Annotated in this window: 21 protein-coding genes; 7 read left to right on the top strand and 14 right to left on the bottom strand. The window is 55.0% G+C overall.

The features are described from left to right. Positions 1–118 precede the first annotated feature (118 nt). Positions 119–1,129, top strand: coding sequence for a glucokinase (glk, locus tag HY913_07135; GenBank protein MBI4963030.1), 1,011 nt, complete (start codon positions 119–121; stop codon positions 1,127–1,129). Positions 1,130–1,412: 283 nt separating this feature from the next. Here the strand turns inward: glk and fdhD are convergent, their stop codons facing one another. After that, the gene (gene fdhD, locus HY913_07130; protein ID MBI4963029.1) at positions 1,413–2,231 is read right to left on the bottom strand and encodes a formate dehydrogenase accessory sulfurtransferase FdhD; all 819 of its coding nucleotides are present in this window, start codon (positions 2,229–2,231) and stop codon (positions 1,413–1,415) included. A 111-nt stretch (positions 2,232–2,342) separates the two neighbouring features. Further along, positions 2,343–2,726 carry a LysR family transcriptional regulator gene (locus HY913_07125; GenBank protein ID MBI4963028.1) on the bottom strand — a complete coding sequence of 128 codons (384 nt, stop codon included), beginning with the start codon at positions 2,724–2,726 and terminating at the stop codon, positions 2,343–2,345. Positions 2,727–3,294: 568 nt separating this feature from the next. Between HY913_07125 and HY913_07120 the strand changes: the two genes are divergently transcribed. From HY913_07120 to HY913_07100, 5 genes are all read left to right on the top strand, one after another. Further along, a complete protein-coding gene (locus HY913_07120; GenBank protein MBI4963027.1) occupies positions 3,295–4,398 on the top strand; it encodes a D-alanine--D-alanine ligase in 1,104 nt (367 codons plus the stop codon). Next, complete coding sequence (locus tag HY913_07115; protein ID MBI4963026.1) at positions 4,395–5,366, top strand: NDP-sugar synthase; 972 nt, start codon at positions 4,395–4,397, stop codon at positions 5,364–5,366. The genes HY913_07120 and HY913_07115 overlap by 4 nt, the downstream gene beginning before the upstream one ends. Next, entirely contained in the window at positions 5,353–6,411 is a 1,059-nt protein-coding gene (locus HY913_07110) for a phosphotransferase (GenBank protein ID MBI4963025.1), read from the top strand. Before HY913_07115 ends, HY913_07110 begins: the two co-directional genes overlap by 14 nt. A 636-nt stretch (positions 6,412–7,047) precedes the next feature. After that, the gene (locus tag HY913_07105; protein ID MBI4963024.1) at positions 7,048–7,671 is read left to right on the top strand and encodes a hypothetical protein; all 624 of its coding nucleotides are present in this window, start codon (positions 7,048–7,050) and stop codon (positions 7,669–7,671) included. A 214-nt stretch (positions 7,672–7,885) separates the two neighbouring features. Beyond that, on the top strand, positions 7,886–8,332 hold the full coding sequence (locus tag HY913_07100; protein ID MBI4963023.1) for a hypothetical protein: 447 nt from the start codon (positions 7,886–7,888) through the stop codon (positions 8,330–8,332). A 98-nt stretch (positions 8,333–8,430) separates the two neighbouring features. Here the strand turns inward: HY913_07100 and HY913_07095 are convergent, their stop codons facing one another. Continuing rightward, on the bottom strand, positions 8,431–9,426 hold the full coding sequence (locus HY913_07095) for an NAD-dependent epimerase/dehydratase family protein (GenBank protein MBI4963022.1): 996 nt from the start codon (positions 9,424–9,426) through the stop codon (positions 8,431–8,433). 44 nt (positions 9,427–9,470) lie between these two features. Continuing rightward, positions 9,471–10,484: a UDP-glucose 4-epimerase GalE gene (gene galE, locus HY913_07090; GenBank protein ID MBI4963021.1), complete on the bottom strand. Its 1,014-nt coding sequence runs from the start codon at positions 10,482–10,484 to the stop codon at positions 9,471–9,473. Between the two features lie 267 nt (positions 10,485–10,751). On the opposite strand from galE, the gene eno reads away from it, so the two are divergent. Continuing rightward, the gene (gene eno / locus HY913_07085) at positions 10,752–12,017 is read left to right on the top strand and encodes a phosphopyruvate hydratase (protein MBI4963020.1); all 1,266 of its coding nucleotides are present in this window, start codon (positions 10,752–10,754) and stop codon (positions 12,015–12,017) included. Between the two features lie 188 nt (positions 12,018–12,205). On the opposite strand, the gene HY913_07080 is transcribed toward eno, so the two are convergent. From HY913_07080 to HY913_07035, 10 genes are all read right to left on the bottom strand, one after another. Next, a complete protein-coding gene (locus tag HY913_07080) occupies positions 12,206–15,370 on the bottom strand; it encodes an efflux RND transporter permease subunit (GenBank protein ID MBI4963019.1) in 3,165 nt (1,054 codons plus the stop codon). Then, complete coding sequence (locus HY913_07075; protein ID MBI4963018.1) at positions 15,367–16,512, bottom strand: efflux RND transporter periplasmic adaptor subunit; 1,146 nt, start codon at positions 16,510–16,512, stop codon at positions 15,367–15,369. Before HY913_07075 ends, HY913_07080 begins: the two co-directional genes overlap by 4 nt. Positions 16,513–16,623: 111 nt before the next feature. Next, positions 16,624–17,292 (bottom strand): TetR/AcrR family transcriptional regulator, encoded by a 669-nt coding sequence (locus HY913_07070; protein MBI4963017.1) that lies wholly within the window; start codon positions 17,290–17,292, stop codon positions 16,624–16,626. Positions 17,293–17,765: 473 nt separating this feature from the next. Then, positions 17,766–18,722 carry a 3-hydroxyacyl-CoA dehydrogenase family protein gene (locus tag HY913_07065; GenBank protein ID MBI4963016.1) on the bottom strand — a complete coding sequence of 319 codons (957 nt, stop codon included), beginning with the start codon at positions 18,720–18,722 and terminating at the stop codon, positions 17,766–17,768. Between the two features lie 89 nt (positions 18,723–18,811). Next, the gene (locus HY913_07060) at positions 18,812–19,732 is read right to left on the bottom strand and encodes a 3-keto-5-aminohexanoate cleavage protein (GenBank protein ID MBI4963015.1); all 921 of its coding nucleotides are present in this window, start codon (positions 19,730–19,732) and stop codon (positions 18,812–18,814) included. Positions 19,733–19,767: 35 nt separating this feature from the next. Beyond that, positions 19,768–20,670 (bottom strand): hypothetical protein, encoded by a 903-nt coding sequence (locus tag HY913_07055; protein ID MBI4963014.1) that lies wholly within the window; start codon positions 20,668–20,670, stop codon positions 19,768–19,770. Positions 20,671–20,731: 61 nt separating this feature from the next. Further along, positions 20,732–22,609 (bottom strand): acyl-CoA synthetase, encoded by a 1,878-nt coding sequence (locus HY913_07050; protein MBI4963013.1) that lies wholly within the window; start codon positions 22,607–22,609, stop codon positions 20,732–20,734. 475 nt (positions 22,610–23,084) lie between these two features. Continuing rightward, entirely contained in the window at positions 23,085–24,326 is a 1,242-nt protein-coding gene (locus HY913_07045) for an ABC transporter substrate-binding protein (protein MBI4963012.1), read from the bottom strand. A 233-nt stretch (positions 24,327–24,559) separates the two neighbouring features. After that, positions 24,560–25,267, bottom strand: a complete 708-nt coding sequence (locus HY913_07040) for an ABC transporter ATP-binding protein (GenBank protein ID MBI4963011.1) — start codon at positions 25,265–25,267, stop codon at positions 24,560–24,562. A 3-nt stretch (positions 25,268–25,270) separates the two neighbouring features. Beyond that, a complete protein-coding gene (locus tag HY913_07035) occupies positions 25,271–26,017 on the bottom strand; it encodes an ABC transporter ATP-binding protein (GenBank protein ID MBI4963010.1) in 747 nt (248 codons plus the stop codon). Position 26,018: the final 1 nt, after the last annotated feature.

Here is a 26,018-nt window from a genome sequence, read left to right as displayed (position 1 = left end):
CCATTACTTATAACGGAATAATTCACGTATATAAGAGATTTTTCTTGTGTAGCCGTCTATGCCCTTGTAGTAGTTGATCGTTTTCACTTTGCACCGAAAATGGTCCAAGAGGTGACCGATGAGCGGCGCTATTGATCGGACGACCGTACTGGCGGGGGACGTGGGCGGAACCAAGACGAATCTGGGACTGTTCGTGCCGGGAGCCGCGCGGCCGGAACTTGTCACCATGGAGTCTTTTACAAGCAAAGCCGCAGTGACGCTGTCGGACCTGATCGCCGCATTCATAGCTGACAAATCCGAGCCTATCGCTTCTGCCTGCTTCGGCATACCCGGTCCCGTTATCGAAGGTTCCAGCAAGACAACGAATCTGCCTTGGAAAGTGTCCGAACAGGTTATCAAGGACGACTTCGGATGGAAGAAGGTCCGCCTTATCAATGACTTGACAGCCACGGCCCACGCAGTCCCACTGCTGAGAAACGACGAGATCTTTGAATTGAACCCCGTTGCCGAAAACGCCAAGGGCAACATGGGAATTGTTGCACCGGGAACCGGCCTGGGCGTCGCTCTGATCGTGACAGTCGGTAAGAAATTGCATCCCGTGCCTTCTGAAGGAGGCCACGCGGATTTTGCCCCCACTGATGGCGATCAAGCAGATCTTTTGAAGTACCTCAGGAATAAATTCGACCACGTGAGCGTGGAACGCGTCATTTCAGGGCCCGGCTTGGCCGACATTTATTCCTGGCTGAGAGATCGCGGAGACTATGACGAACCTGACTGGCTTGCGGAAAGGCTGAAGTCTGAAGATCCTCCTATGGTGATTTCAGACGCGGCGCTGGACCAAAAAGAGCCGCTGTGCATCAAGGCGCTAGAGATTTTTGTTTCAATTCTCGGGGCTTACGCCGGCAACCTGGCCCTCACAGGAATGACCACCGGAGGGATTTACCTCGGGGGCGGCATTTCGCCGAAGATTTTACCGAAACTCAAGGAAGGCGCCTTCATGAAAGCCTTCACAGCAAAGGGCAGATTCAAAGAGCTTCTTTCTCAAATGCCGGTCCGAGTGATTTTGAACGATAAGGCCGCCCTACTGGGAGCCGCCTGGTGCGCGTTGCAGAATTTGAGCGAGGACTAAGAAACCGCGAGGAGACCTGTAATTTGAGACGGAATTGTTCACTTTACAAAGAATGCCCCACTTCCGTGGAGATCATCACGCTGGTCACAGGATGTCCGCTCTTGTTCTCATCCCCTGGCTCCTGCACGGCGCGACCGGAGGTCGCCATAATGCGGGCGCACGCCATGCGCCCCTACAGGATCAGGAGATGCAGGTCCGGACGATGCCAGGCTAAGCAGTCTGTTCTTTGCCAAGTGCATAATTCCGATTTGAGAAACGCTTCCCCCACAAAACCTCGGCTTCTCTAATCCTGAACCAGTTCCACGCCTCCGTGGGAAAAGTAATTGAAGCGTCCTGCCCTCACGTAAGTAACCACATCAATTCCTGATTGTTTTGCCATAGAAATCGCCAGGGCGCTGGCGCTCGAACGGGAGACTATTATGGGAAACCGGCTCCTGGCCGCTTTGACCAGCACCTCGGAAGTGATCCTCCCTGTGGTAAGAAGCAGCTTGTTGTTGGTTTCGATTTGATTCAGAAAGCAATGGCCCACGATTTTATCTACGGCATTGTGACGGCCGATGTCCTCGAGAATTGCCAGGTTCCGGGTCCAGTCAGCAACCGAGGCCGCATGGACGCCCCGCGTAACACTGTAAAGCCCCGGAAACGTGTCTAACTCGCGCATTCTTTGCAGGATCACGGAACAGGGCAAGGCCGGAAGTGCAACCTTTGGTCCTGAAGGAACTGAAGCAGCCTCCAACGAGAAGACCAGCCCACCCGCGCAGCCGGACGTGAGCATCCCCTTCTGCTCCAACTTTTCGACGCGTTCGGTCGGGACATTCAGTTCCACAAGCGCCAATTTATTGTCATAGTCGACCGAGCATTCCAGGAGTTCCTCTCGCGAAAGAATCACACCCTCGGAAACAAGGAAGCCAACAAAAAGCTCTTTCAGGTGGGTCGGCAGAGTCGAGATTGACAATATTTCGTTGTCGTTTACAAACAGAGTGAACGGAACTTCTTTGGCCAGAGAAATGGTCGCGCTCTCCAAAACTCCTTTGTTATAGCGTTGAGCCGCAAATTCTGTCGTGAGCGGGTGGGTGGGGTCTTTGGGGAACTGAACCAACAATTTCGTCCTTTCCGCTACCGGAAAATTTGCTGTGATTAACAGCCCGCTGACGGGGAGCTTCCAGGCAGGCTTCTTGAGAACGCCAGGCAGACCGGGCCGCGCCGGCCCGAGCTACCTGGCAGGCGGCACATTGGAACCGGTTTTCACGGAGGTTTTTCCTAACCTGCCGTCTTCGTTGAACAGCTCTCCGAATTGCGCGTCCGCGTACTTTTCGCAACGGCTTCGTAACCTTGTATATGTCCACAACAACTCGAGGCCCTCTTTGGTGAGTCTGGAGCCTTCGCTGGTGGTCTCCACTATTTTGAAACCGCAGCGTTCCTCGGTGGCCCTGATTTTGCCCCATACGGCTCGAAAAGGCTGTTTCAATTTTCGAGCGGCCTTGTTAATTGAACCTGCCTCCATGATGGCTTCGAGTATGCGGAGTCGGCCCGTGCCAATGACCAGTTTGCCCTGGTCATTTTCCACCCAGATTTTGGAACGGACTCGGAGCGACATGGGAAGCTATCCTCACCGGTTCGAGGTTGCACTGTCCGCGGATGCCGGGGCAGGGTCGCGAATAGACGCGAATACGGACATCGAACAATACGGACCGCGGATAATGTCATTATAGTCGTAATGCGCCGACCATTTCAACGCCAATCGCGGCTGGGTGTTATAACATTGCGTGTGCAAACAATTGACATTCGCCCCAAACATGCACGGACCTGACCAAGCTCAGGTCCGTGGCACCCACAGCGCGAAAGTGATGCGATCTTGGGTGCCACTGACCTGTGGGCCACCAGGTCAGTGCGGATTTTGCTTCCACCTGTCTTTCACTGTTTGAAAGGGAACTAGTATTAAGCATTCAGTTACGGTCGGAGAAATTCTGAATGCTTTCGTGGGGCAGGCTTTCCAGCCTGCCATCCTTGGCATTTTAGGACAGGCAGGCTGGAAAGCTTGCTCCACAAAAACAGGCCACCCCCGGAAAGAGTGAGAGTTCACCTTTAGCCGAGACATCGCCCTTGAACATGGTCGAACCATTGTGCTATGGACCGGAGAGCGAAAAATGCGTCCAGGAGGTGCCATGCGATCGGGTAGGCTCGTAGTTGCTCTAATCTTTGGCGGGCGCTCGGCGGAACACGAAGTTTCTCTTCGATCCGCGGCATCTGTGTTTCAGGCGATGGACAAAGAGAAATATCACGTAATTCCGGTTCTGATCACACAGCATGGGGCTTGGTACCGAAGACCCGCCAAGATTGGCTCCTTTCAGTCACAAACCGATCTTTCTGGAAACGACCGGTTGCTGTTGTCGCCGGATCCCGCGCATAAGGGTTTCTTGAACATCAGTGACCGCGGCCAAACGGAGCACATGGCCGTGGACGTGGTTTTTCCTGTGCTTCATGGGACTTACGGAGAAGATGGCACCCTCCAGGGTTTGTTGGAACTGGCGAACGTGCCCTATGTGGGATGCGGCGTACTCGCATCGGCCGTGGGCATGGACAAAGTGATCATGAAAGGTGCGTTCAGGGACAACGGCCTCGAAGTGGGACCGTTCTTCTGGTTCCTCCGCCGTGAGTGGCGTGAGCGAGAGTCGGCGATCCTGGAGAAAATGCGGGAGAGAGGATGCCCGCTCTTTGTCAAACCCGCCAATCTGGGGTCTTCCGTGGGCATCACCAAGGTCGAAGAGCCGGCACGTTTTGCGGCCGCAGTGGAACTGGCCGCTTCGTACGATCGAAAGATACTGATTGAAGATGCCATCGTCGGGCGGGAACTGGAAGTCAGTGTGCTCGGCAATGACCTTGCTGCGGCAAGTGTGCCCGGAGAAGTAATCTCCCATGCAGATTTCTACGACTATGAAGAGAAGTATTTGAATGACACAGCGGAATTGGTCGTCCCCGCGGACTTGAAGCCCGAAGCTCAGGAACGTGCCCGCTCCGCAGCTATAGCCGCATTCAGGGCCGTGGACGGCTCGGGGCTGGCACGGGTTGACATGTTCCTGACACCGGATGATCGAATCATTGTCAACGAGATCAATACATTGCCGGGTTTTACCTCCATAAGCATGTACCCGAAACTGTGGGAAGCAACCGGAATAAGCTATGCCAGGCTTATCGACGATCTCGTGGACCTGGCGTTGGAGCGCCACCGGGACAAGCAGGCCATCTGCACGGACAGAACACAGCCATGAAGGCCATGATCCTTGCCGCGGGTCTGGGGACGCGCCTGAGGCCCTTGACCTTCGAACGCGCTAAGCCCGCTATCCCCCTCTTGGGAAAGCCGATTCTGATACGCCTGATTGAAAGGCTCATCGAAGACGGTGCGACGGAATTCCGAATAAACCTTCACCACCTTCCGCATACCATCGAACAAATATTCGATAATCCTGCACGGGAAAACCTCTCGGTGTCATTCTCGCATGAATCGCAGATTCTTGGGACCGCCGGAGGGCTGAAAGCCAACGAGCCTTTTTTCGATCAGGGGACCTTTCTCATGGTCAACGGCGACATTGTGCTCGAATTTCCTTTGGCTGAAGCCATAGCATTTCACAAAGAGCGTGCAGCGCTTGCCACGCTGGTGTTACTACCTCAGCCTCCCCCTTACACCTACGTTCCGGTTCGAATAGACCGTGAGGGATCGTTGTGGGACTTCAAGGAAACCGGTAAACGAGGTGATCCAAGGCCGGAGCCGTATCTGTTCACCGGAGTTCACATCCTGGAACCGGAAATATTCAATTTCATCCCCTCCGGAATATTCTACGAGATCAACGATCTGGTCTATCCCGAGGTGATCCGAAAAGGGGGAAAGGTCTGCGGCTTTCCGGTCCAGGGATACTGGAACGATCTGGGAGATCCGGTTCGCTATCTCGAGGCCCAGAGGTCCCTTCTGACACGTAGCCGCGTCATCCCTCCTGTCTTTATATCGCCTGAAGCGGACGCGTCTGACAAAGCGAGTGTCGGACCATTCGTCTCGGTCGAGGCAGGCTGCACCCTTGAGGAAGGGTCCCAAGCATCGAATGCCGTGCTTTGGGAGAACGTGACGTTAAGGCCTGGTGCATCGGTGACCAATTGCATCATAGGTTCGGATATGATTGTGGAAGGGGAGAAGGTCAACAGCATTGTCACACGCAATGGAGAGCGGGAGCTTGCCTGGCAGTAACGCGGACATCGAGAGCCGTCTTCTTCGATTGAAACAGGGGACATTTCCGGCGACTATTGTTCGTCTCGCGGGGGACGCTTCGACGCGCTCATATTTTCGGGCCTGTTATCCCGGCGGGGAAACCAGGGTTTTGATGTTCCAGGCCCATCCCGGACAGAACGAGGAAGCGTCATTCCTGGACGTGCAGCGCTTTCTCGAGGACCTGGGCTTGCCGGTCCCGCGTGTCTATGCCCATCACCCCGGTGAAGGCCTGATCGTGCTCGAAGACCTTGGAGACGAACTTCTTGAAACGGTGGTTGAAAGCGCAAATGAGGATCGGGTTCGTGCTCTCTACTTTCAAGCGGTGGACCTTCTTGTCAGGATGCGCCACGCAGTAGACAGTGGCACTTCTACATGCGGGGCGTTCGACCTGGCCTTTGACGAAGCCAAGCTGATGCAGGAGATGGATTTCTTCCTCACGCATTTTGTACGAGGTCTGGCCGCGATTGACCCCACCGAAGAAGCCTCCGAAAGCCTTCAGGAGTTCTTTACGATGATTTGCGGCCGGTTGGCCGCGGAACCTCGGATATTTACTCATCGAGACTACCATGCGCGCAACCTCCTCGTTCATGAAGACCGTTTGGTCATGATAGACTTCCAGGACGCCAGGATGGGCCCTGCTCAATACGATCTGGCGTCCCTGCTTCGCGATTCCTACGTGACTCTGCCGGAAGATTTCATCGAAGAGTTGATTGACGGTTATGTGAAAGGCGTGGGTGAGGAGGCGAGCGGCTCGCGGGAGCTATTCAATTACGTCTTCGACTTGATGTCCCTTCAACGAAATATCAAAGCGTTGGGCACTTTCGGTTACCAGTCGCACGCAAAACGATCTACCAGGTACATTTCGTCAATTCCCCGCACAGCGAGGTACATCGACCGTAACATCAAGCGTTACCCTGAGTTCGCGCGCTTCAGGTCGGTCGTGGCGGACCTCATCACCGGGCCTGCTCTATCCTTTGCCGGACACTATTCCCCCGCAGAGAACGCAGGGAACGCGGAGGCGTAGGGGCACGGCATGGAAACTGGCTCATACCAACTACCATGGCGGTGAGCGCCACAACGAAGGATGAAAATGCCTTCGTTCTGTATTGGTGCCACGGACGTGCAGCTAGGCTCGTCCGTGTCCGTGCACGGATGAGCTACGCACATCCGTGGCACCATGAAACAGCGACCCCATGCCTCCTTTCAGCTATGGGCGTTTTCATAGGAATGCGCTTTCGTACAAGTGAAGATGGCGGGCACGGAGGCCCGCCGCCACCGCATTATGGTAGCGGCCGGCGTCCCTGCCGGCCATTCCTAATGTCACTTCGTTGAACACGCATTGCTATCAAAACCCCAAAAATGGATGGGTTCCTCTGTAGGGGCGCTTCGAGAAGCGCCCAGATTCCGGGCGGTTCCCGAACCGCCCCTACCGATGGCGCAGTGAAATCGTCAGATGTGAGACAGACGGCATGCCGTGCCCCTACGCCCTGTTTCTCAAGTTCCCCGTACGACAAATATCCTGCTTTCATGCGTGTAAACGCACCAGTCCAAGTCAATAGCAACATATTGCATCATTTAATTATTGTAACATATTGTTATTTCTGATATAGACTCCTCCGGTAGAGGCGCATCTTCACCAGCCTCTCCGGGAGTTGGAAAAATGAGAAATTTGCTGGCGCTGATTGTGGTTATATCCGTCGCCGTTTGCACGAATGCGAATGCGGACGCGTTTGACAGTGTGAGCATGGACACAAAGATAAAGCAACTTCAAAGCAGCCTGGAAAACCAGATCGAGCGTCTCAAGTTTGCGAGGGAACAAGCCGGGACAACAATGAGTCTGGCCAGAATCCGCGTGGCGGAGGAACTCCGCCGATCCCAGGAAAACTTGGAGATTCAAGTCGAGGCACTGGCGAGGTTTCGGGAACAGCTCTCCGAGCAGGGCGCGCGTTCGGATCAGGCTTTGGAGCAACTCAAGAATGATTGGTCTCAGCGCCTGGGAAGCGCAGTCGCCAGCATCGAAAGCCAGCTTGGCCAGACAAACGATCTGATTAGGCAAATGGAAGCGCTGAGGCAGAGCTTTGATCCGGACGAGGGAGTAGCTTCGGACATTTCGATAGGACCGCTGACTATTACCACGCCTCCTTCTCCGCCGGTGGTTACCGCACCGGTTCCGGCGCAGCCCGAGAGTGTTCAGCCCACAACCCCGACGGTTTCGACGGGTACAACCGAGACCGTTCAGCCTACGACTCCTACCGTTTCGACGACACCGTCAGGCGGCGGCTGACCGTACATGCAAGCGGTTGCCGGTCAGGTAACCAACAATTGATGTGATTTTGTGAACGGGCAGCCAACTTACCGATCTTGATGCGGAATTTATGTGGACAGTTCGGCGAGGCGATCCGCTTAAACAACAGGCATGCCAACATTAATGCGTGAGAGCAGGGAAAAACGATTGCGCCTTTCCAGCGCGTATATTATGCTGGAATGGGTGATATAGCATGCTGGTAAAATGCTCTACATGCCGAACGTCCTCCAGGCTGGCAGACGCAAGGGTCCCGGTTGGCCGGTCATACGTCATATGCCCTGAATGCGCGGCGCGGATAAACATCTTCAAGAGCGTCAGCGTCGGGGCTGTCGTGACCAATTTAACGGGCTTGAGATTTCTCGGAGCCGGCCACGATCTGTTGGACAGGTTCTGCGAGCCCGGGGAAATGTGGCGAGTCATTGAAGTCTTGGAGCCCTGCCCGGACAAGGGCAAGGGCCGGAACTGCGAGCTGGAAAACAGAGGTCGCTGTCCGAATCAGCGACTCGTTGTCAGACTCAGTCGCGATAAGGCTCTCTACAAGACTTGCCTATACCGCAGAGGCCGCCGCATCTTTGACAAAGGGGAACGTTCGCCTGTTGGCAACCGCTGTGTTTCAAGCGGACTGAACCCACGGGAATGATTGTCGCCTGCATCCCTGCCGAGAAACCCATCTTGGCGCCTTTCCCTGAAGCATCTCCCACCGCGGCTTTCATCATCTCCTAGAGGCCCAGCGTACTCTCATTCGGTGAGTCGATGCCGGCGCACCGCGTCGACAAGAGCCCCGTTTTCCTCGTACCATTTCACGAATACTTCCAAACCATCACGCAACGCGGTCCTCGGCCTGAAGCCCAGTTTCGCCTCCGCCTTAGCTATGTCCGCGTACGTGGCCACTACATCTCCCGGTTGGGCCGGGACCATCTCCTTGACAGCGGTTTTTCCCGTGAAATCCTCGAGGGTTTTGATGAAATCCATCACGTCCACGGGACGGTGATTGCCCAGGTTGATGATTTCGTACGAATCAAGTGCCGGCGCGGTCAATGATGCGATTACACCCTGGATTATGTCGTCAATGTAAGTGAAGTCTCGCCGGTTCTTACCGTAATTGAATACCTTGATGGGCTCTCCATTCAGGATCGCTTCCAAGAAAGACCAGTACGCCATATCAGGTCTGCCCCAAGGGCCGTACACCGTAAAGAAACGAAGCGCTATGGTCTGCAATCCCCACAGGTGGGTATATGTATGTGCAATGAGTTCGTTAGCTCGCTTGGTCGCCGCATACAGGCTTACAGGCGTATTCACGGGGTCGGCCTCGGAGTAGGGCATCTTGGTGTTACCGCCGTAAACACTGGAGCTGGACGCGTACACAAAGCGTTTTACGCCTTTGCGCCGCGCCTTTTCGATTAGATTGACAAAGCCTTCGAGGTTGGACTCCTGGTAGGCGTAAGGATTTCTCAGAGAATGTCTCACTCCCGCCTGAGCAGCCATGTGGCAGACGATGTCGGGAGAATATTCGTCGTAGCATCTATTGATGGCTTCCCGATCGATGAGATCTATTTCCAAAGGATGGAAGTTCTTGTCAGCGGCTAGAATCTCGGTACGGGCCCTTTTCAATGCCGGCGCATAATAAGAGTTGAAATTATCCAGGCCGACAACCGTTTCTCCGGCCGCAAGGAGTGCTTTTGATATGTAGAAACCAATGAACCCGGCGCTGCCGGTCACCAGAAAGGTTGTCATTGTACGCCTCTAGCGCATGTTTTACCGGTCAGACTGCAAAAAAGTCAATCCGCATACCCGTCCGGATGATCCGAAAACCACTGCAACACTTCGGAAACCATCGGATCAAGGTCTGACCTCGACGGCTCCCATTGGAGCAGTCGAAACGCCTCACCCGGGTCAGCCACCAATTCGGGGGGATCTCCGGGCCTCCTGGGACCTATCTTGGGTCCCAGTTTGACGCCTGAGATTCTGCTGACAGCTTCGACCACCTGGAGATTAGAGAAGCCTCTGCCCGTGCCCAGATTCAGCTTGATCACAGGCATGTCCTCGAGCTTATCAAGGGCCGATAAATGGGCTTCGGCCAGATCCGTCACGTGAACGTAGTCCCTTATGCAGGACCCGTCCGGAGTAGGGTAATCGTCCCCGAAGATGACCAATTCTCCCGCAAGTCCAAGGGCATATCGCACTACGTTGGGGATCAGGTGAGATTCCGGCCGATGGTCCTCTCCAAGGCCTGCCTGCGGCTCGCCGCCCGCGGCATTGAAGTACCTCAGGCTTGCGGATCGTATGCCATAAGCCGCATGGTAGTCTTCCAGCATCCATTCTATGGCAAGCTTAGTGCGACCGTAGGGCGAAATCGGGTTCTTCGGGTGATCCTCTCGCAGCGGGAGGCTCTGCGGTATGCCGTAAACCGAGCACGAAGAGGAAAAGACCACCCGATCATGGCCGGTCGCGCGCATGGCTTCCAGCATGTTGAATGCTGCCACGACATTGTTCTGATAATACTGCGCGGGATCTACGATGGATTCGCCCACGAGACAACTGGCCGCAAAATGAAAGATGGCCCGGTACTGATTCTCTTCAAGATGCTCCTTCAGGGCTCGCTGATCTTTGAGGTCCATTCGAAGGAAGTCATGGCTGCCAATGGCGGAAAGGTGGCCAGTGGAGAGGTTATCCACAACAGTAGCCCTGAATCCTGCGTTAACCGCGTATCGAGTGAAATGCGACCCGACGTAGCCCGCACCTCCGATAACCAGGATTCTTAATTTCCCCACGCTTCGAGCCTCCCTTGCCATCGAGAATCAAAGGCGAATAGTAACATCACTGGAATGTCCAGGCAAATGCTTCCGTTGGGAGGGAATCAGGACATTCACGCGTCACCCGTGGCATCGCAGAAATAGGTGCGCCAAATTTCGTGCGCGGCTGGATTCATTTGGTGTAAGATTGTTTCGTATTCATCTGATGGCCCGGAATTCGGCAAATGACACCAAGCTGAAATGTGTGTTCAGGTTGGCGGCGTGCAAAATTTTATTACGCGACAAACATTACAGAGGAGGTGGAGAATGAGATTCGACATTGCTGATGTCCATGCCCGAGAAATTTTGGATTCGAGAGGCAACCCCACGATAGAGGTTGACGTGATACTGGACGACGGCGCGTCAGGCAGGGCCGCGATTCCGTCAGGCGCGTCCACGGGAGAGAAAGAAGCCGTTGAATTGAGGGATGGCGATCCCGCTCGGTACCTCGGCAAAGGCGTGTCCAAGGCCGTTGAGAATGTCATTCAGGAGATTCGTCCGGCAATTTTGGGAATGGACGCGTTTGATCAAACGACTCTGGATTATACGCTTATCGGCCTTGACGGCACCAACAACAAGGGCAACCTGGGCGCCAACGCCATCCTGGGAGTTAGTCTGGCCGCGGCCAAGGCCTGCGCTATGGAAGTGGGCGTGCCTCTGTACCGATACCTGGGAGGGGTAGGCGCGCGGCGATTGCCCGTGCCCATGATGAACATCCTCAACGGCGGCGCGCACGCTGACAACAATGTAGATATTCAAGAGTTCATGGTCATGCCGCTGGGGGCCCCAAGCTTCAAGGAAGGACTCCGCATGGGCGCGGAGATTTTCCACACCTTGAAGAAGGTCCTAAAAGGTTACGGCATGAACACCGCTGTAGGTGATGAAGGGGGATTCGCTCCGAATCTCCAGTCCAACGAAGAGGCCCTGCAAGTGATTGTGCAGGCCATACAAGAGGCGGGTTATGTCCCGGGCGAAAACGTGTCGATTGCCCTGGATGCCGCGGCCAGCTCCTTTTACCAGGACGGGCTTTACAATCTTGCCGCGGAAGGGGCTCAAAAGACCTCGGAACAGATGGTTGATTTCTATGCAGACCTTGTGGACCGCTATCCGATCGTCTCGTTGGAAGACGGCCTCGACGAGAACGACTGGGAAGGGTGGAAGCTCCTGACACAGAAGCTGGGGCCTCGCATTCAAATTGTCGGCGATGACATCTTCGTCACAAACATCGAATTGCTCAGGAAGGGCATCGAGACGGGTGTCGCGAATTCCATTCTCATAAAGCTCAACCAGATCGGCACCTTGACCGAGACCATAGCCGCTGTGAACCTTGCCACGTCGGCAGCTTACACCTCCGTCGTTTCGCACCGGAGCGGCGAGACCGAAGACACTACCATATCGGACCTGGTCGTGGCGCTTGGCACAGGCCAGATAAAGACCGGGTCCGCGTCTCGTACGGATCGTATCGCCAAGTACAATCAACTGCTCCGGATTGAGGAGGAACTTGCGGGCAACGCAATTTTTGGCTCTCTGTAGCGGTCGGCTCGCGATACTGTGATAGACCATATACAAGTGCTACGCATTGGCACTTGCGGTAGCATGAGATCATTCTCTGAACGAGTGGTCTTCCTTGGGCACGGCACGCCGGGCCCCTACAAGTGGCTCCAGCGCCGCATTTCGCAGGGGCACGGCGTGCCGTGCCCGTTTGAGATCTTCAACTGACCTCAACGCAGCTTCGTATGAGAGCTTGCGGCGCCTTCCATGGCTGGGATCTGCGACCGTCCCGAGCGGAAGAAGGAAGTGCGATCCAGCACCTTCTCCTGAAACTCTTCGAGGTACAAGTAGATGACCGGCGTTATGTACAGGGTGATAAACTGGGACACCACCAGTCCACCCACAACGACAAGCCCGAGGGGCCGGCGAGAGGCCGCGTCGGCTCCGAATCCGATCGCTATGGGAATCGCCCCGATGACCGCGGCGAGGGTTGTCATGATGATAGGACGGAACCGGTCCATACTTGCTTCGTGAATGGCTTTTTCCGGAGACTCGCCCGCGTCCACTCGCTGGCGAGCAAAGTCAACGATCATGATCCCGTTCTTTTTGACGATACCCATTAGCATGAACATGCCCACGAACGCATAGAGCGACGCCTGCTCCCCGAACAGAAACAGGGTCAGCAATCCGCCTATTAGTGCGGTAGGAAGGGTGGAAAGCACCGTGAGGGGGTGCACATAGCTTTCATAAAGGATGGCCAGAATTACGTACATGACGAACACTGCCAATGCCATCAGGATAGTCAAGTCACTTACGGTGTTAAGGAAGGTAAGAGCCTCGCCCTGTAGACCCGCACGCATGGTCGTTGGCACGGTCTCCGAGGCTACCTTGTTGATGAAATCGGTGGCTTCGCCCATAGCAACTCCGGGCTTGAGGTTGAAGAAGAAGGTGACGCTCGGAAACTGATTGATATGATTCACGGCCTGGAGGCCAAGCGTACTCTTCCAGTCGACCAGAGCGCCGAGCGGCACAAGGTTCCTCCCGTCATCGGACTTGATGTACAGGAGCGAGAGGTCGTCGGGTTTTGAGCGTTCCGCATCTGCTACTTCGAGAATGACCTGATACTGGTCCTCCGGTTTCTTGATCAGGTAGAGATAGTTTTGCGAGTACGCATTCCGCAGGAGGTTCAGAATCCGCGTCTCGGAGACCCCGTACGTCCTCGCCTGATCTCGGCGGATGTCGATGTCGAGGCTTGGGGTGTTGTTGAAGTAGTCCGAACCAACTGTCAAGAAACCAGGATATTCCCTTAGCTTCCCCATGAGCCGTGTGGCCACTTCGTAGACCTGATCTCGGTTTACTCCGGACACGGAGAAGGCGTACTGCCCCTGATTTCGGCTCGTCGCTCCGGTGCTGATCTCCAGCACAGGGAATGGCCTCAAGAATGGAAAGACGCCGGGAATGGCCCCCAACTGACCCATCAATCCACCCGCGACTGCCTGGATGGGCGCGCGCTCGTCCGGCTGCTTGAGGAACGCGAGCAGCAACCCTTGATTGGACGATAGGAATTGGCTGTTTCCCGTCATGGTGAAGGTGGCATTGACACTAGGGTCCTGCCGGATTACTTCGTCAGCCCGGTCCTGTAGGACCCGCATCTGCTCAGGAGATGAACCTTCACGGGCAATCATCACGCCCCAGATGAAACTGCTGTCGCCCGCGGGGAGGAAGGTCTTCGGGATGGCCATGAAGAGCCCGACCGTGCCGACTAAGCAGACGACCCAGATGAATGCGGAGACCCACCGCCTGCGCAGGAACCACCAGAGCGACGCGCCGTAGGCGGCGAGGACCCTCTTTTCAGCGTCACCGATCACCCGTTCCACCCACGTTCGTTTGGCGCCGGGCCCGCGGTCCCTGAGCATCCTCGCGCACATAAGCGGAGTTAGCGTCAGCGACACAATGCCGGAAGCGAAAATTGCGACCACGATGGTAATGGCGAATTCTCGAAAGATTCGGCCCATCAGTCCGGACATGAAAACAAGCGGGATGAACACAGCCGCGAGGGAAATGGTCATGGACAGAATGGTGAAGCTGATCTCCTTCGCGCTGTTGATGGACGCCTCCAACGCCATTTCGCCATGTTCCATCCGTCGCACAGTGTTTTCCAGAAACACGATCGCGTCGTCGACGAGGAAGCCGATAGCCAGTGTGAGCGCCATGAGCGACAAGTTATCGAGGCTGTAACCAAGCAGTCCCATCGAAATGAAAGTGAGCAAAAGCGACAACGGGAGAGCAACTACGGGGATCAGGGTGTCCTTGGCACGTCCGAGAAATAGAAAGATTACTATCACCACCAGGACAAAGGCTATCACTAGAGTTTCCTGCACCTCTCGGACGGAGTTAACAATTGTCCGCGAACGGTCGTAAATCGGTGTGATGCGCACCGATCCGGGGAGTTCCGCTCCGATCGAGGGCAGCAAGTCCCGGATGCTCTTTGCCACCTCCACCGCGTTGGACCCGGCTTGGCGGAAGACCGCAACGACCACGGTGGCTGATGGGACCGGATAACCTCGTGCCCAGAACCGCATGTTTATCCGCTCGTCCTGGACCGAGTCTACAACCTGAGCTACGTCGCGAACGTACACCGGCGCGCCGTTCCGAGTGTTCACGATCAGGTCGCCGTACGCCGGGGCCTCTTCCAGTTGCCCCCGGGGACGGAGCAACGCCGTGCCAGCGGAGCTGTCAAATTGACCCGCGCCGGTGTAGCTGGTGCCGTTCCTGATCGCAGCGGTTAAGTCATCTGCGGATATGCCGCGAGCCCACATCTTGGACGGGTCGGCCTTGATACGGACCGCGGACTTGGTCCCGTACACAATTGCTCGGCTCACACCGGGCAGAATGCTGATACGCTGACCAACCTGGGTCCTTGCATAGTCATACAGTTGACCGCGCGTGACAGAGTCGCTGGTGAGAGCGATGTATAGGATTGGTTGATCATTGGGATTGGTCTTGGAAAAGGTCGGTGGTGAAGGAAGATCAACGGGGAGGCTGCCTGTGGCCTGGGTGATTGCAGTCTGTACGTCGGTAGCGGCCGCGTCGATGCTCTTCTCCAGGACAAATTGTAGCGTAAGACTGGTGTGCCCCTGGGTGCTCTTGGAGGTCACCAACTCCAGTCCGGGGATTTGCATAAACTGCCGCTCAAGAGGGGTTGCGATGTTGTTGGCCATCGTGTCGGGGCTAGCCCCCGGATAATCCACCTCTACCTGGATTACCGGGTAATCCACCACCGGAAGGTCGTTCACCGGGAGCCGCAAGTAGCTGAGCGCGCCGAAAAGGATCACAGAGACCGTCAAAACTGCGGTCATCACCGGTCGGCGAATAAATGGCTCCGAGAGATTCATGACTGGTCCTCCTGACCCGCCGTGGACGAACCAACCACTGAAGGAGGTTCTTCCATCCGGACCTTACCGCCGGGCATGACAGCGAGCTGTCCGGTGACCACCACTCGCTCACCGGATTGCAGCCCTTCGTCGACAACAACCAGATCATCTTGACGCTGTCCGAGCTTCACGGGCCGCAGTTCGGCTGTGGAATCCTCTTTCACGACGTAAACGAACTGCCCTTTTGCGGACATCTGAGGAGCGGCGGCGGGGACGAGCACGGCACCGTGGAGCGTATTCAAGACCAGGCGAACCTTTACGAACCTACCCGGCCAGAAGTAATGATCCTTGTTAGGGATCGTGGCGCGGAGCTTGACCGTACCGGTGCTTTCTTGAACAGCGTTGTCCAGGAATGAGAGTTCCCCCTCTCTCGATTTGTCGGGCTCTTCGGGCAGACGCACCTCTACCTTGAGCGCGCCGCGGTTCATATTCCGTTGTACGGCCGTAAGTTCGCTCTCAGTAACGGTGAAGTCCGCGTAGATGGGGTTCAAGCGTTGAATCACCAAAAGCGAGCCTGTGTTCGCGGCCACCACGTTCCCGATGTCCACCAGCCGCTGTCCGGCCCTACCGTCGATAGGTGAGCGGATGGAGCAGTAATCGAGGTTGAGCCGTGCGGTCTCGACCGCGGCCTGGCTCTGCTGGACTTGCGCCTCGGCCATGTCCTGGGTGTTCTTCCTCTGGTCGTATTCCTGCTGGGAAACTGAATTCGTTTGCAGAAGCTCGGCGTAGCGCGCGAACTGGGTTTTGGCAAGATCCAAGGCTGCCTTTTTCTCAGCAAGGGTTGCCTCGGCCGATGCGAGTTGAGCCTCGTACGGTCGAGGGTCGATGGTGAAGAGCGGATCTCCTGTCTTCAGGTCCGCTCCGTCGGCGAAATGGATCTCGGTAATACGGCCGGAAACCTGGGGCTGGATGGAGACCACTTCTCTCGCTACGGTCTTGCCGATGCTGTCCAGATAGATGGGCACATCCTGTTTGACCGCCGCGGCCACCGCAACAGGAGCCGGCGGCCTTTCGGGAAATTGAGGACCCGTGCTGCCGCAGCCGGTGAATACGAGAGTCAAGATAAAGACTAAAGCAAGCGCCTCAACTGACCTTATTTTCATGTCCAGATTCTCCGTCGACTACTGATCCAAGCCCTCCGGGAAGGCGGGTTTTCGGTTTTTTCGTTCCAGCTTTCTTTCGGTCAATTACACGCTGAGCGTTCCTCCCGCGCGTTAGTGCTTTTTCCCGCACGTTTCCTGAATTCGAATGCCCGACCATAGAGTGCTCACCATGTCTTTCATACAATCAGACAGCGGTCTCGAAGGATCGAGCGACCACAACACGGTTGTGCCGAAAAGTGCCCGATGGAACTGGAGTGCTAACTCTGTCGGTGCGAAATCGTCTCGAATCTCTCCGCGTTTTTGCCTGGCGGACATTAACTCTGCCAGCACCAGGCGGTCCTTTTCGAAATCATCAAGCATCATCTGACGCGCGGATTCGCTTGAAAACAGGGCGGTAAGAATGCTCCGTACCAACGCCGGCGATTGACTGAATTGCTCAATAAGGATCAAAGCCAATTCGTTCAGGACACGGTCAAGTGACTCCTTCGAACGAATGGATCGAGAAACCAATTCTCGAATTTTGCCCATTTGCAACTGGCAAAGGTTGGCGAGGATGTGCTCTTTGCTGGGAAAATAGTTGAAGAAGGTCCCTTTGCCCACATCCGCCTCGTTGGTAATGTCTTCCACGGTGGTCGTGGCGACCCCGCGTTCGGAAAAGAGGCATAACGCAGCGCGGATGATTCGGTCGCGTGTTTCTGCCCGACGCCGCTCACGCCTGTCGGGAGGTTTTTCGCACCGCTCAGAAGGCTGAGAATGAATTAGATTACTGGAACTGTTCATAGGCGGCTCCCGCTTCGACTCTCAGTCTAAATTGACTATAAGTCACCTACCGGTTGAGGGCAAGGACCGGGCGAAAAAAATTTAATTCATCGCGAGAGAACGGTCTTCATGTGGTCGCTCCTCTCCCAAGGAGTTGGTTCAGTCAAGTCTATCGTTGACGCATACAATCGGCGGGCACAGCCCGCCCCACGATTGGGCGACACGGCTGCTGTAGGGCGGGCTGTGCCCGCCAGCGCTTGTCAGCAGAGATGGTTGAACTTGGCGCTGATAGCTTTTGCGAAGGTATTGTCCAATTGGCCTATGGCAGGTGCTATGGTAGACGCGCTCCTTCGTCATTGCGGGGAGTGAAATCCCGCGTTCCGCGGCAAAGCAATATCAGTGCTCAAGGTAAGAGACTGCTTCGCTGCGCTCGCAATGACACGTTTCGCGCCAGATGTTTCCCGTTCAAGACTTAACGGTTTACCGGAATTCTCTTATTTCAGCGGCTTATCATATATGACCTTGATCAACTCTACTATTTTCCTGTCCCTCCACCGTGCGACCTCTGCCAGGGTCCTGTCACCCATAGATTTGTTCACGCCTTCCACAAGCATGTCCTTGGACTCTTCCGGGATTTCGGTCCACGATGCAAGGTCTTTCCATTGGGCGCTGGCTATCGTGCCCAAATGATCTATCAAATATCTGTAGCCACCTTCGCCGCCGCCCAGATGGTAAATCATGTGTTGTCCCATCAAGGCCCACCGAATCCCTGGGCCGGCATAGAGAGCCTTGTCCACGTCTTCTACGCTTGCGATGCCTTTGGCGACGATGTTAACGGACTCCCGCCACAGTGCCGCCGCCAGACGATTCGCAATATGGCCCGGTGCTTCCTTTTTCAGGATAACGGGAATTTTGCCCAGTCCTTCAAAGAAACATTTTACGTCTTCAACCAGTTGAAGATCTGTCTGCGGCCCCGGGACGAGTTCAACCAGGGGGACCAGGTGCGGAGGGTTGAAGGGGTGTACTACCAGACAACGGCCAGGTATTTTAGCGGCTTCCTGAATTTTTGAAATAAGGAGGCCGGAAGTGCTGCTTGCCAATATCGTTTTCGGTGAGGCCAGAGAATCCAACTCATGGAACACCGTCTTCTTGACCTCATAGCTCTCATAGACCGATTCCTGAATATAGTCGGCTCCTTCGGCCATTTGCGCCAGATCATTTACTGTCGAGATATTCCCTAGTGCGCTGTCGAGCTGTGACTTGTCCAACGCGCCATACTCTACCAGGGCTTCGAGGCTTTCCTTGGCTTTTCGAACACCGTTCTCCTGTATGCACTTGTCCGCGTCGAACATCCTGACGGACATTCCTTTAGCCGCGAAAAAAGTAGCCCAGCTCCATCCCACCGTTCCCGTGCCAAGTATTCCAATGGTTTTTATTTCTTCAGGTTTCATGGCCAAGTCCACATCCTTTGTAAATTGTCATACAAGTGCGCTCAACACAGGCGAGTGATCTCCAGGTTCGCCAAACCCATTTCCAGCGCCTAAAATGCCACTTTATCCAATCCCTTCAGGGCGAGGATTTCTCGGGCTTCGTCCGGAGTAGCGGGCTCGACCCCCAGTTCGCGGCCTATTCGTATTATTTTCTCAACTTGCTCGGCGTTGCTCTTGGCTTTAACCCCTCTTTCCAGGTACAGGTTGTCTTCGAGGCCGACTCGAGCGTTGCCTCCCAGAATCAAAGACAGAGTGCACATGGGGAATTGCTGTTTTCCTGCGGCGCAAACCGACCAGGTAAAGTCGCCGATGAGGTCTCTCGCGGATTTGTACATGAACAGCAGGTTCTCGGCCGTCGGTTGAATGCCGCCGAGTATTCCCATCACGAATTGCAAATACACCGGTCTTTGCAGTTGCCCTCTGTTAAGCATGAAGGCCACGTTATTGATCATGCCCACATCGTACACTTCCAATTCCGGCCGAGTACCACTTTCCTGGAAGACCGGAAGGGTTTCTCTCAACATTTTGAACGTGTTGGAGAAGATGTTATCTTCCGACGCGGCCAGGAATTCCGGCTCCCACGGAAATTCAAACTTGTCATATACATCCAGCACCGGAAACAACGCGAAGTTGACCGAACCAAAATTGCAGGAGGCCAACTCGGGCTTCAGCAACGGAAGGGTCCTTACTCTTTGTTCCACGGTCATCCCCTGGCCGCCACCGGTGGTGACGCAGAGAATTATGTTGCACCTGCCCTTTACTCGAGACGCTATCTCTTGATACAGGCTCACGTCGGCCGAAGGCTTGCCGGTTTGAGGATCGCGAGCGTGTATGTGAGCCACGGCCGCTCCCGCGTTGTAGGCCCGCACTACTTCTTCGACGATTTGATCCGGAGTTACCGGCAAGTGCGGAGACATTGTCGGTGTATGAATGCTTCCTGTGATAGCAGCGGTGATAATTCTTTTATCCATGATTTCTTTCTTCTCCTCAGAAAACTGGCAAAAATCTATCGTTTAGGGCGCAAAAAGTCTGGACGAAGGAACTCAGGGTCCGGATAGGTATAGAAGCCCTTTCCGCTCTTCAGGCCCAAGTCCCCGCGTTGGATCATTTCCAGGAGCGCATCGGGGGGCTTGTCTTTGGGGTCTTTCGACTCGTTGTAGTAGACCATTTCGATGTCGTAAACCACGTCGAGGCCCACCATGTCCATAATCGCAAACGGTCCCTCTTTCATTTTTGAAAAAATCATCCAGGCCCGATCTGTGTCTCGAAAGTCCACAAAACCGTTTGCCCACATATATAAGGCCTCTCTCTTTATGGCCCTCCAGATACGGTTGAAGCAGAACCCAAGTATTTCCTTTTTCACTGTAAGTGGAATGCAACCAAGGGACTCGACCCAACGAATCCCGGTTTGCAGCACCTCAGGGAGCGTCTTAGTCCCTCCCATGACATCCACCATGTTCGTACCTTGCAGGGCACCATAGAAATGCATGTTCAGGCACAGTTCCGGTCTTCCGCTGCTGGCTTCCATTTTTGAGACGGGCATGGACGAGCTGTTTGTGGCCAGAATGGCTTTTGGAGGCGCCTTCTCACCGAGTTGCTTAAATACAACGTTTTTTAGTTCCACAATTTCGGGGACTGCTTCGATGACGAGGTCCGCATCTTTCACCGCCTCATCGAGGTCTATCGTTTCCTGTATCGCTTGTTTGCATTTTTCCCAATCTTCCCACGGAATGAACGGATTGACCCCTTTGGCCTTCAAGTCTTTTTCAATTTTGTTGTAGGTTTCAATAAACGCATCTTTTTTCGGATCGTATACCTTGACGCTGTACCCTGCATGGGCGGCAAGCATGGCTATCTGGGTGCCCAAGATACCCGAGCCTACTAATGCAACCCTTTCAAATGGTTTCATGCGGCCTCCTCGTGTCCTTCATTACGGGGTCAACTCAGTGCAATCCGGCTCGCGAAAGGCTCTAGGTAACTTCCAGGTAGTACTTAACGGTGTAGAGGGCCAGCGCTTCCGCCACCTTGTTTGCGATGTCCTCTTTCGACGCGCCCGCTGCGGCTTTCACCTTAATGGCTACCGACGAGCCGTGAACCTTGTCTTCTCCCACTTTCAGTTCTATGGCATCCGCGAGTGGGCCCAGCTTTTGGAGTGCCTCTTCATAAGTCCGTTTGATCGCGTCCCAGCGCAGAGCCGGTTTGAAGATCTTTCCCACTGGTGTAAGCGGCATCTGGTCGATAACAAAGACCTGGCGAGGGACGGCTGCACGTTCGCCGATTGATTGCTTCAGACGAGTGAGAATCTCTTCCTGGGAGAGATTTGCGCCTTCCTGTAATTGCACATAAGCCACCGGAACTTCCCCGGAGTGGGGGTCCGGTCCGCCGACAGCCGCCGCGATTTGAACACCGGGGATGGCATAGAGAGGCTCTTCAATGGCGGCCGGGTCGATGTTGTGCCCGCCACGTATGATAAGTTCCTTCTTGCGGCCCGTAAGCCAGAAGTATCCGTCTTTGTCCTGGCGTCCCAGATCACCTGAATTCAGCCAGCCCTCCGCGGGCGAAATGCCTTTGTTATGTCGCTCGTCCAGGTAGCCATTGAATACGTTCGGTCCTTTGATGCATACGCAGCCGATCTCGTCGGTTTCCGCCTCCCTGGTGAACTTACCTTCGTCGTCTACGATGAAGATTTTCATTTCTTGATACGGGAGATGCAAACCTACGGACCCTATTTTGCGTTCGCCATAATAGGGGTTGACCGCAGAAGCGCATGTCCCTTCGGTCAGTCCGTACCCTTCCAGGATTTTCATCCCCGAGTGGGCTTCAAATTTCTGAAAAAGCTCTACGGACAAGGGCGCGGCCCCGCAGACCCCGTACCTGAGTGAGGAGATGTCAGCGCCCTCAGCCGGAACTTGCAGCAGCATAGCAAGCACCGTCGGAACCAGAGAGAAACTTACTGCCTTGTAGTGTTCCACGATTTTGTAGAAATTCTTAATAACAGAAGGATCTCGATAGCCTTGCGGAGAAAGCAGGACCACGTGAGCGCCGATCGAGAAGGGGTACGAACCGGTCACAGTTGTCGCGTTCACGTGAAAGAGAGGCAGGCCTGAGAGAGTAACCTCACCCTGCCGAAGTTCACTGTGCAACGCAATCATCATAGCCATGGCCACTTCGTTAAAGTGGGTGTGCGGCGCAAGCTTTGGGGTGCCGGTGGTGCCGCCGGTGTGGAACATCGAAGCCATGTCCTCGGGTGCTATGTTCCGACGTGAGTCAAGACCGCTGCTATTGTACCGCCCGATGACTTCATCATACCCGTAGATCCCCTCGCTTTCTGCGCTGGGCCCCATGATCCTTACGACGGCCTTCAGGTTCGGCAGCTCTTTGCGCACCGTCAAGGCCTTCTCCCAAATGTTCGAACCAGGCCACTCCCCCAGGGCAACGAGAACCTTGGTGTTGGCGGATTTGCAGATTTCGCTGATGGTCGAGGGTTCTAAGAGGGGGTTGATGGGGTTGACTATGCCGGCGGCCTCTCCTCCCCAAAGTACATAGTGGGAGTGGGGCAGGTTGGGCAAAAGATAAGAAATCACGTCATTAGGCCCTATCCCCAGATCATGGAACAGATTGGCCGTCCGAGTTACCTGTGCCAGAAACTCGGAATAGGTCACCTGCATCGGATTGGCATATTGCTCGCCGGACATGAGGAAGCTGAGGGCAATGGCATCAGGATCTATAGCCGCACCGTGTTTGATCAAATCAAATGTGTTGAAAAACGGCAGCCTTTCCTTAATGGGGGTTTTCTCTATGGCTTCCAAGTCCGCCGCAGTTCCCACCTGGATCTTTTCTGTGCCCATTTTCTTACCTCGAAAGGATTTGTTTGCCGTCTCAACGGCCAAGAAGGCGCTTGCACTGGCAAGTTATGGCAGCTGCCCGAAGCTTTATACAAAGGTCTTTTTCCACGTAGCGGCAGGCCCTCGAAAACTCTCGCAAATCTATTGCTGGCGGAATTTGTCGTGTAGGGGCGCTTCGAGAAGCGCCCTGATTTCGGGCGGTTCACGAACCGCCCCTACCACATGTGATGCCGAATGCAGGAGATTTGCCATTTTTGAGACAGTCGCATCGGCCCGCCCTAAATCAAAATGCAGCAAAGGCCAGTCGGTTTTCCACAGGTTTGGGTGCCACGGACCCGCTTGCGCAGGTCCGTGATTCTGTGTTCCCATATTCCACGTTTGAAAGCGACTTGGTATCACTCCTGTCGGATGACAAGAAAGGGAGGGCGGATTCGACGACCCACCGTCCCCCCTGTGGTATTGCATTCTCGATCACCTCTCACTTACATCTGGGGTTTCCTGTGTCTGCAGGGGGAACCGTGATGGACTCGGCAGGAATGATGACCGGCTTCCCGATATAAGGGAAGTCGAAGAACTCGCTCTTAGCAACGACGACAGCCGCCACTCCAGGGGTGATCATCTGGTGATCGCACTTCCGCATGTTGACTTTGGCCCACGGCAAAGTGTACTCCATTCCTTCCCACGCGGGGATGATCTTCTCCGCGTCTGTGCTGCCCGCCTTCTTGATCACGTCCGCCAGCCACTGTATGCCGTAGTAGCAGCGCCCCATGGAAAGGTCCGGATACCAGAACCCGATAGTCATGTTTTTGTGCGCGTCATACCACTCTTTGACAAACGCCTTGTTTTCGGGTGTGTCAATGGTGATCATGTAGCTGTCTGCCGTCACGTGACCGATGGCCGCGTCTTTGACCACCTGCAAGCGAAGCGGATCGTTGAGGAAGTAATTGCCGGTGATGCACTTCCAACCCAAAGAGGCCCCGGTCTTGATGAGGTTGTCCAGATCCACTCCAAAGTTGCCGGTCAGCACTACTTCTGCACCAGACGCCATGACCTTGCTGATGTAAGGAGCGAAGTCCTTCAGCCCGATGGGATGGAACTCCTCTCCAAGGAGTTGCGCGCCGGGGATGGTGTTGAGCTTCTTCTTGAACCCCTCCGCGGCTTCACGGCCAAAAACATAGTCCTGGCAGACTATGTAGAACTTCTTGTAGTTGGTGTGCTTGGCGAAATACTCGATTACCGCCGCGGAGTGCTGGTCCGTGTTCAAACAGACTCGGAAAGTGTACGGATTAAAGTCAGCCCCCGTGGTGCTCGCCCCCTCAGTCCCGTAGGTGAGGCAGATTTTCTTGTGCTGCTCGGCCACTTTCATCATGGCTTTGCAAATATGAGAGCCCGTCCCGGTCATGATGAAGTCAGCCTTGTCTTCGAGGATAAGCTTGGTAGCCTTGCGGGTCGCCACATCCGCCTTAAGTTGGCTGTCCTCCGCCACTATCACCAGCTTCTTTCCCAGGACTCCGCCTTTGGCGTTAATCTTCTCTACCGCGAACTTCACCGCCTCGACATATCGATCCCCCACGTCCTTCATAGGACCTGACAGAGGCTCGCACACTCCCAACACTATCTGCCCCTCGGCGGCACAGGTCGGCGCGGCTCCCAGGCACAACGCAAGAGCCAAAAGGATGAAAATCGTCCCCAACTTAACACAGCGGTTCCCTCTCAGCATTTGACTACCTCCTTACTGGTTTGAATGGACCCCTGGTATAGTGTCCCAGACACGTGTCTACAAAGATCTCACCATGTCATTGCGAGGAGTGACGCGAAGAAGCACTCCCATCCTGGCATTTTCGAGATTTCTTCGGGCTTCCGCCCTCGCAATGACAGTGCGTCCCTTTTAAAGTCATTTTTGGGGACATTACGCCAGGGGTCATTGGACTTTCCGCCACTAAAAAACCCTTCTCACACCTCAAGGTATTTTTCTCGGATTTCCCGGGCCTCTTTTAGTTCCTGGCCGCTCCCTTGAAAAACAATCTTGCCCTTGCTGATAACGTAGATTCTCTTGGCCAACCGGAGCACTACCCGCATGTTCTGCTCCACCAGGAGAATTGCCACGCCGTGATTGTTGACGTCGGTTACGACCTGCTCCAAGGTCTCCACGATCATTGGGGCCAGCCCTTCCGTCGGCTCGTCCAGGAGAAGCACCTCAGGCTCTCCCATAAGGGCCCGACCAATAGTGAGCATCTGTTGCTCACCCCCTGAAAGGTAGGCCCCTCTCTGTTTGTCTCTAGCCTTAAGCGACGGAAAGTATTCGTACACCTTATCCACGGACCACCCGTTCGCGGACTCCTTTTGGCCCGGCTTAATCCCCATCAGGAGGTTCTCGCGAACGGTCAGCCGGGGAAAGATCCTCCTGTCCTCCGGTACGTAACCCACGCCCAGGTTCGCAATCTTGTGGGGAGGCATGCCCGAGAGTTCCCGGCCCTTGAAAAGGACCTGCCCCGAACGGGGAGCCAGTATGCCGATAACGGATTTCAGCGTGGTGCTCTTGCCCACCCCGTTTCGACCGAGCAACGAGACAATCTCTCCCTGGTCCACGTCCAAGGAAATCCCCCGTAGGACGTGGCTTTCTTCATAGAAGCTGTTAAGATCTTTGATCTCGAGAAGCATGGTCTACTCTCTCTCTTCACCGAGATATGCGTCCTTGACCTTCTGATCGTTCCGAATCGTTTCAGGCGACCCTGAGGCAAGGACCTGGCCGTAGTAAATCACTGTGATCCCATTGGCGATGCTGAAGACCACGTCCATGTCGTGCTCCACTATGAGCAGCGTCTTCCCCTCCGTGACCTTCTCGATAAGCCCCACGGTTTCTCGGCTCTCCTTGGAGGACATTCCGGCTGTGGGTTCATCCAGCAAGATCAACACAGGGTCCATGGCGATGGTCATACCGATTTCCAGTGCGCGCTGGTGTCCGTGGGCCAATTCACCGGCCAGCTCATCCTTGCGATCCAGCAGTCCTATCAGGTCCAGGATCTGCTCGGTTTTTTCCGTAATCGCCCTCATCTTGGCCAGGGTGGGAAATATGCTGTAGCGCTTCCCGTTCTGTGACAGGACAGCGTTCCTGACGTTTTCGAAGACCGTCATGGCTCGAAAGATGTTCGTCACCTGAAAGGATCGGGCGAGGCCCAGGCGAGCTATTTTGTGAGGTGGAAGACCGCTTATGTCATGGCCCTTAAAGGTAATCTTTCCCCGACTCGGGGCGTACTTGCCCGTTATCACATTGAAGAGCGTGGACTTCCCCGCGCCGTTGGGCCCTATGATTGCGTGCCTGTCACCCTGCTCCAATTTCAGGTCGATCCCGAAGAGCACTTTTAGTCCGCTGAAATCCTTAAAAAGACCGTTTACTTCCAAAAGCGGCATG

Origin of the sequence: Desulfomonile tiedjei, from assembly GCA_016212925.1 — a bacterium.
GTDB lineage: Bacteria > Desulfobacterota > Desulfomonilia > Desulfomonilales > Desulfomonilaceae > JACRDF01.
The sequence above is the reverse complement of the archived record's forward strand: the minus strand, read 5'-3'. Positions and strand labels throughout refer to the sequence as shown.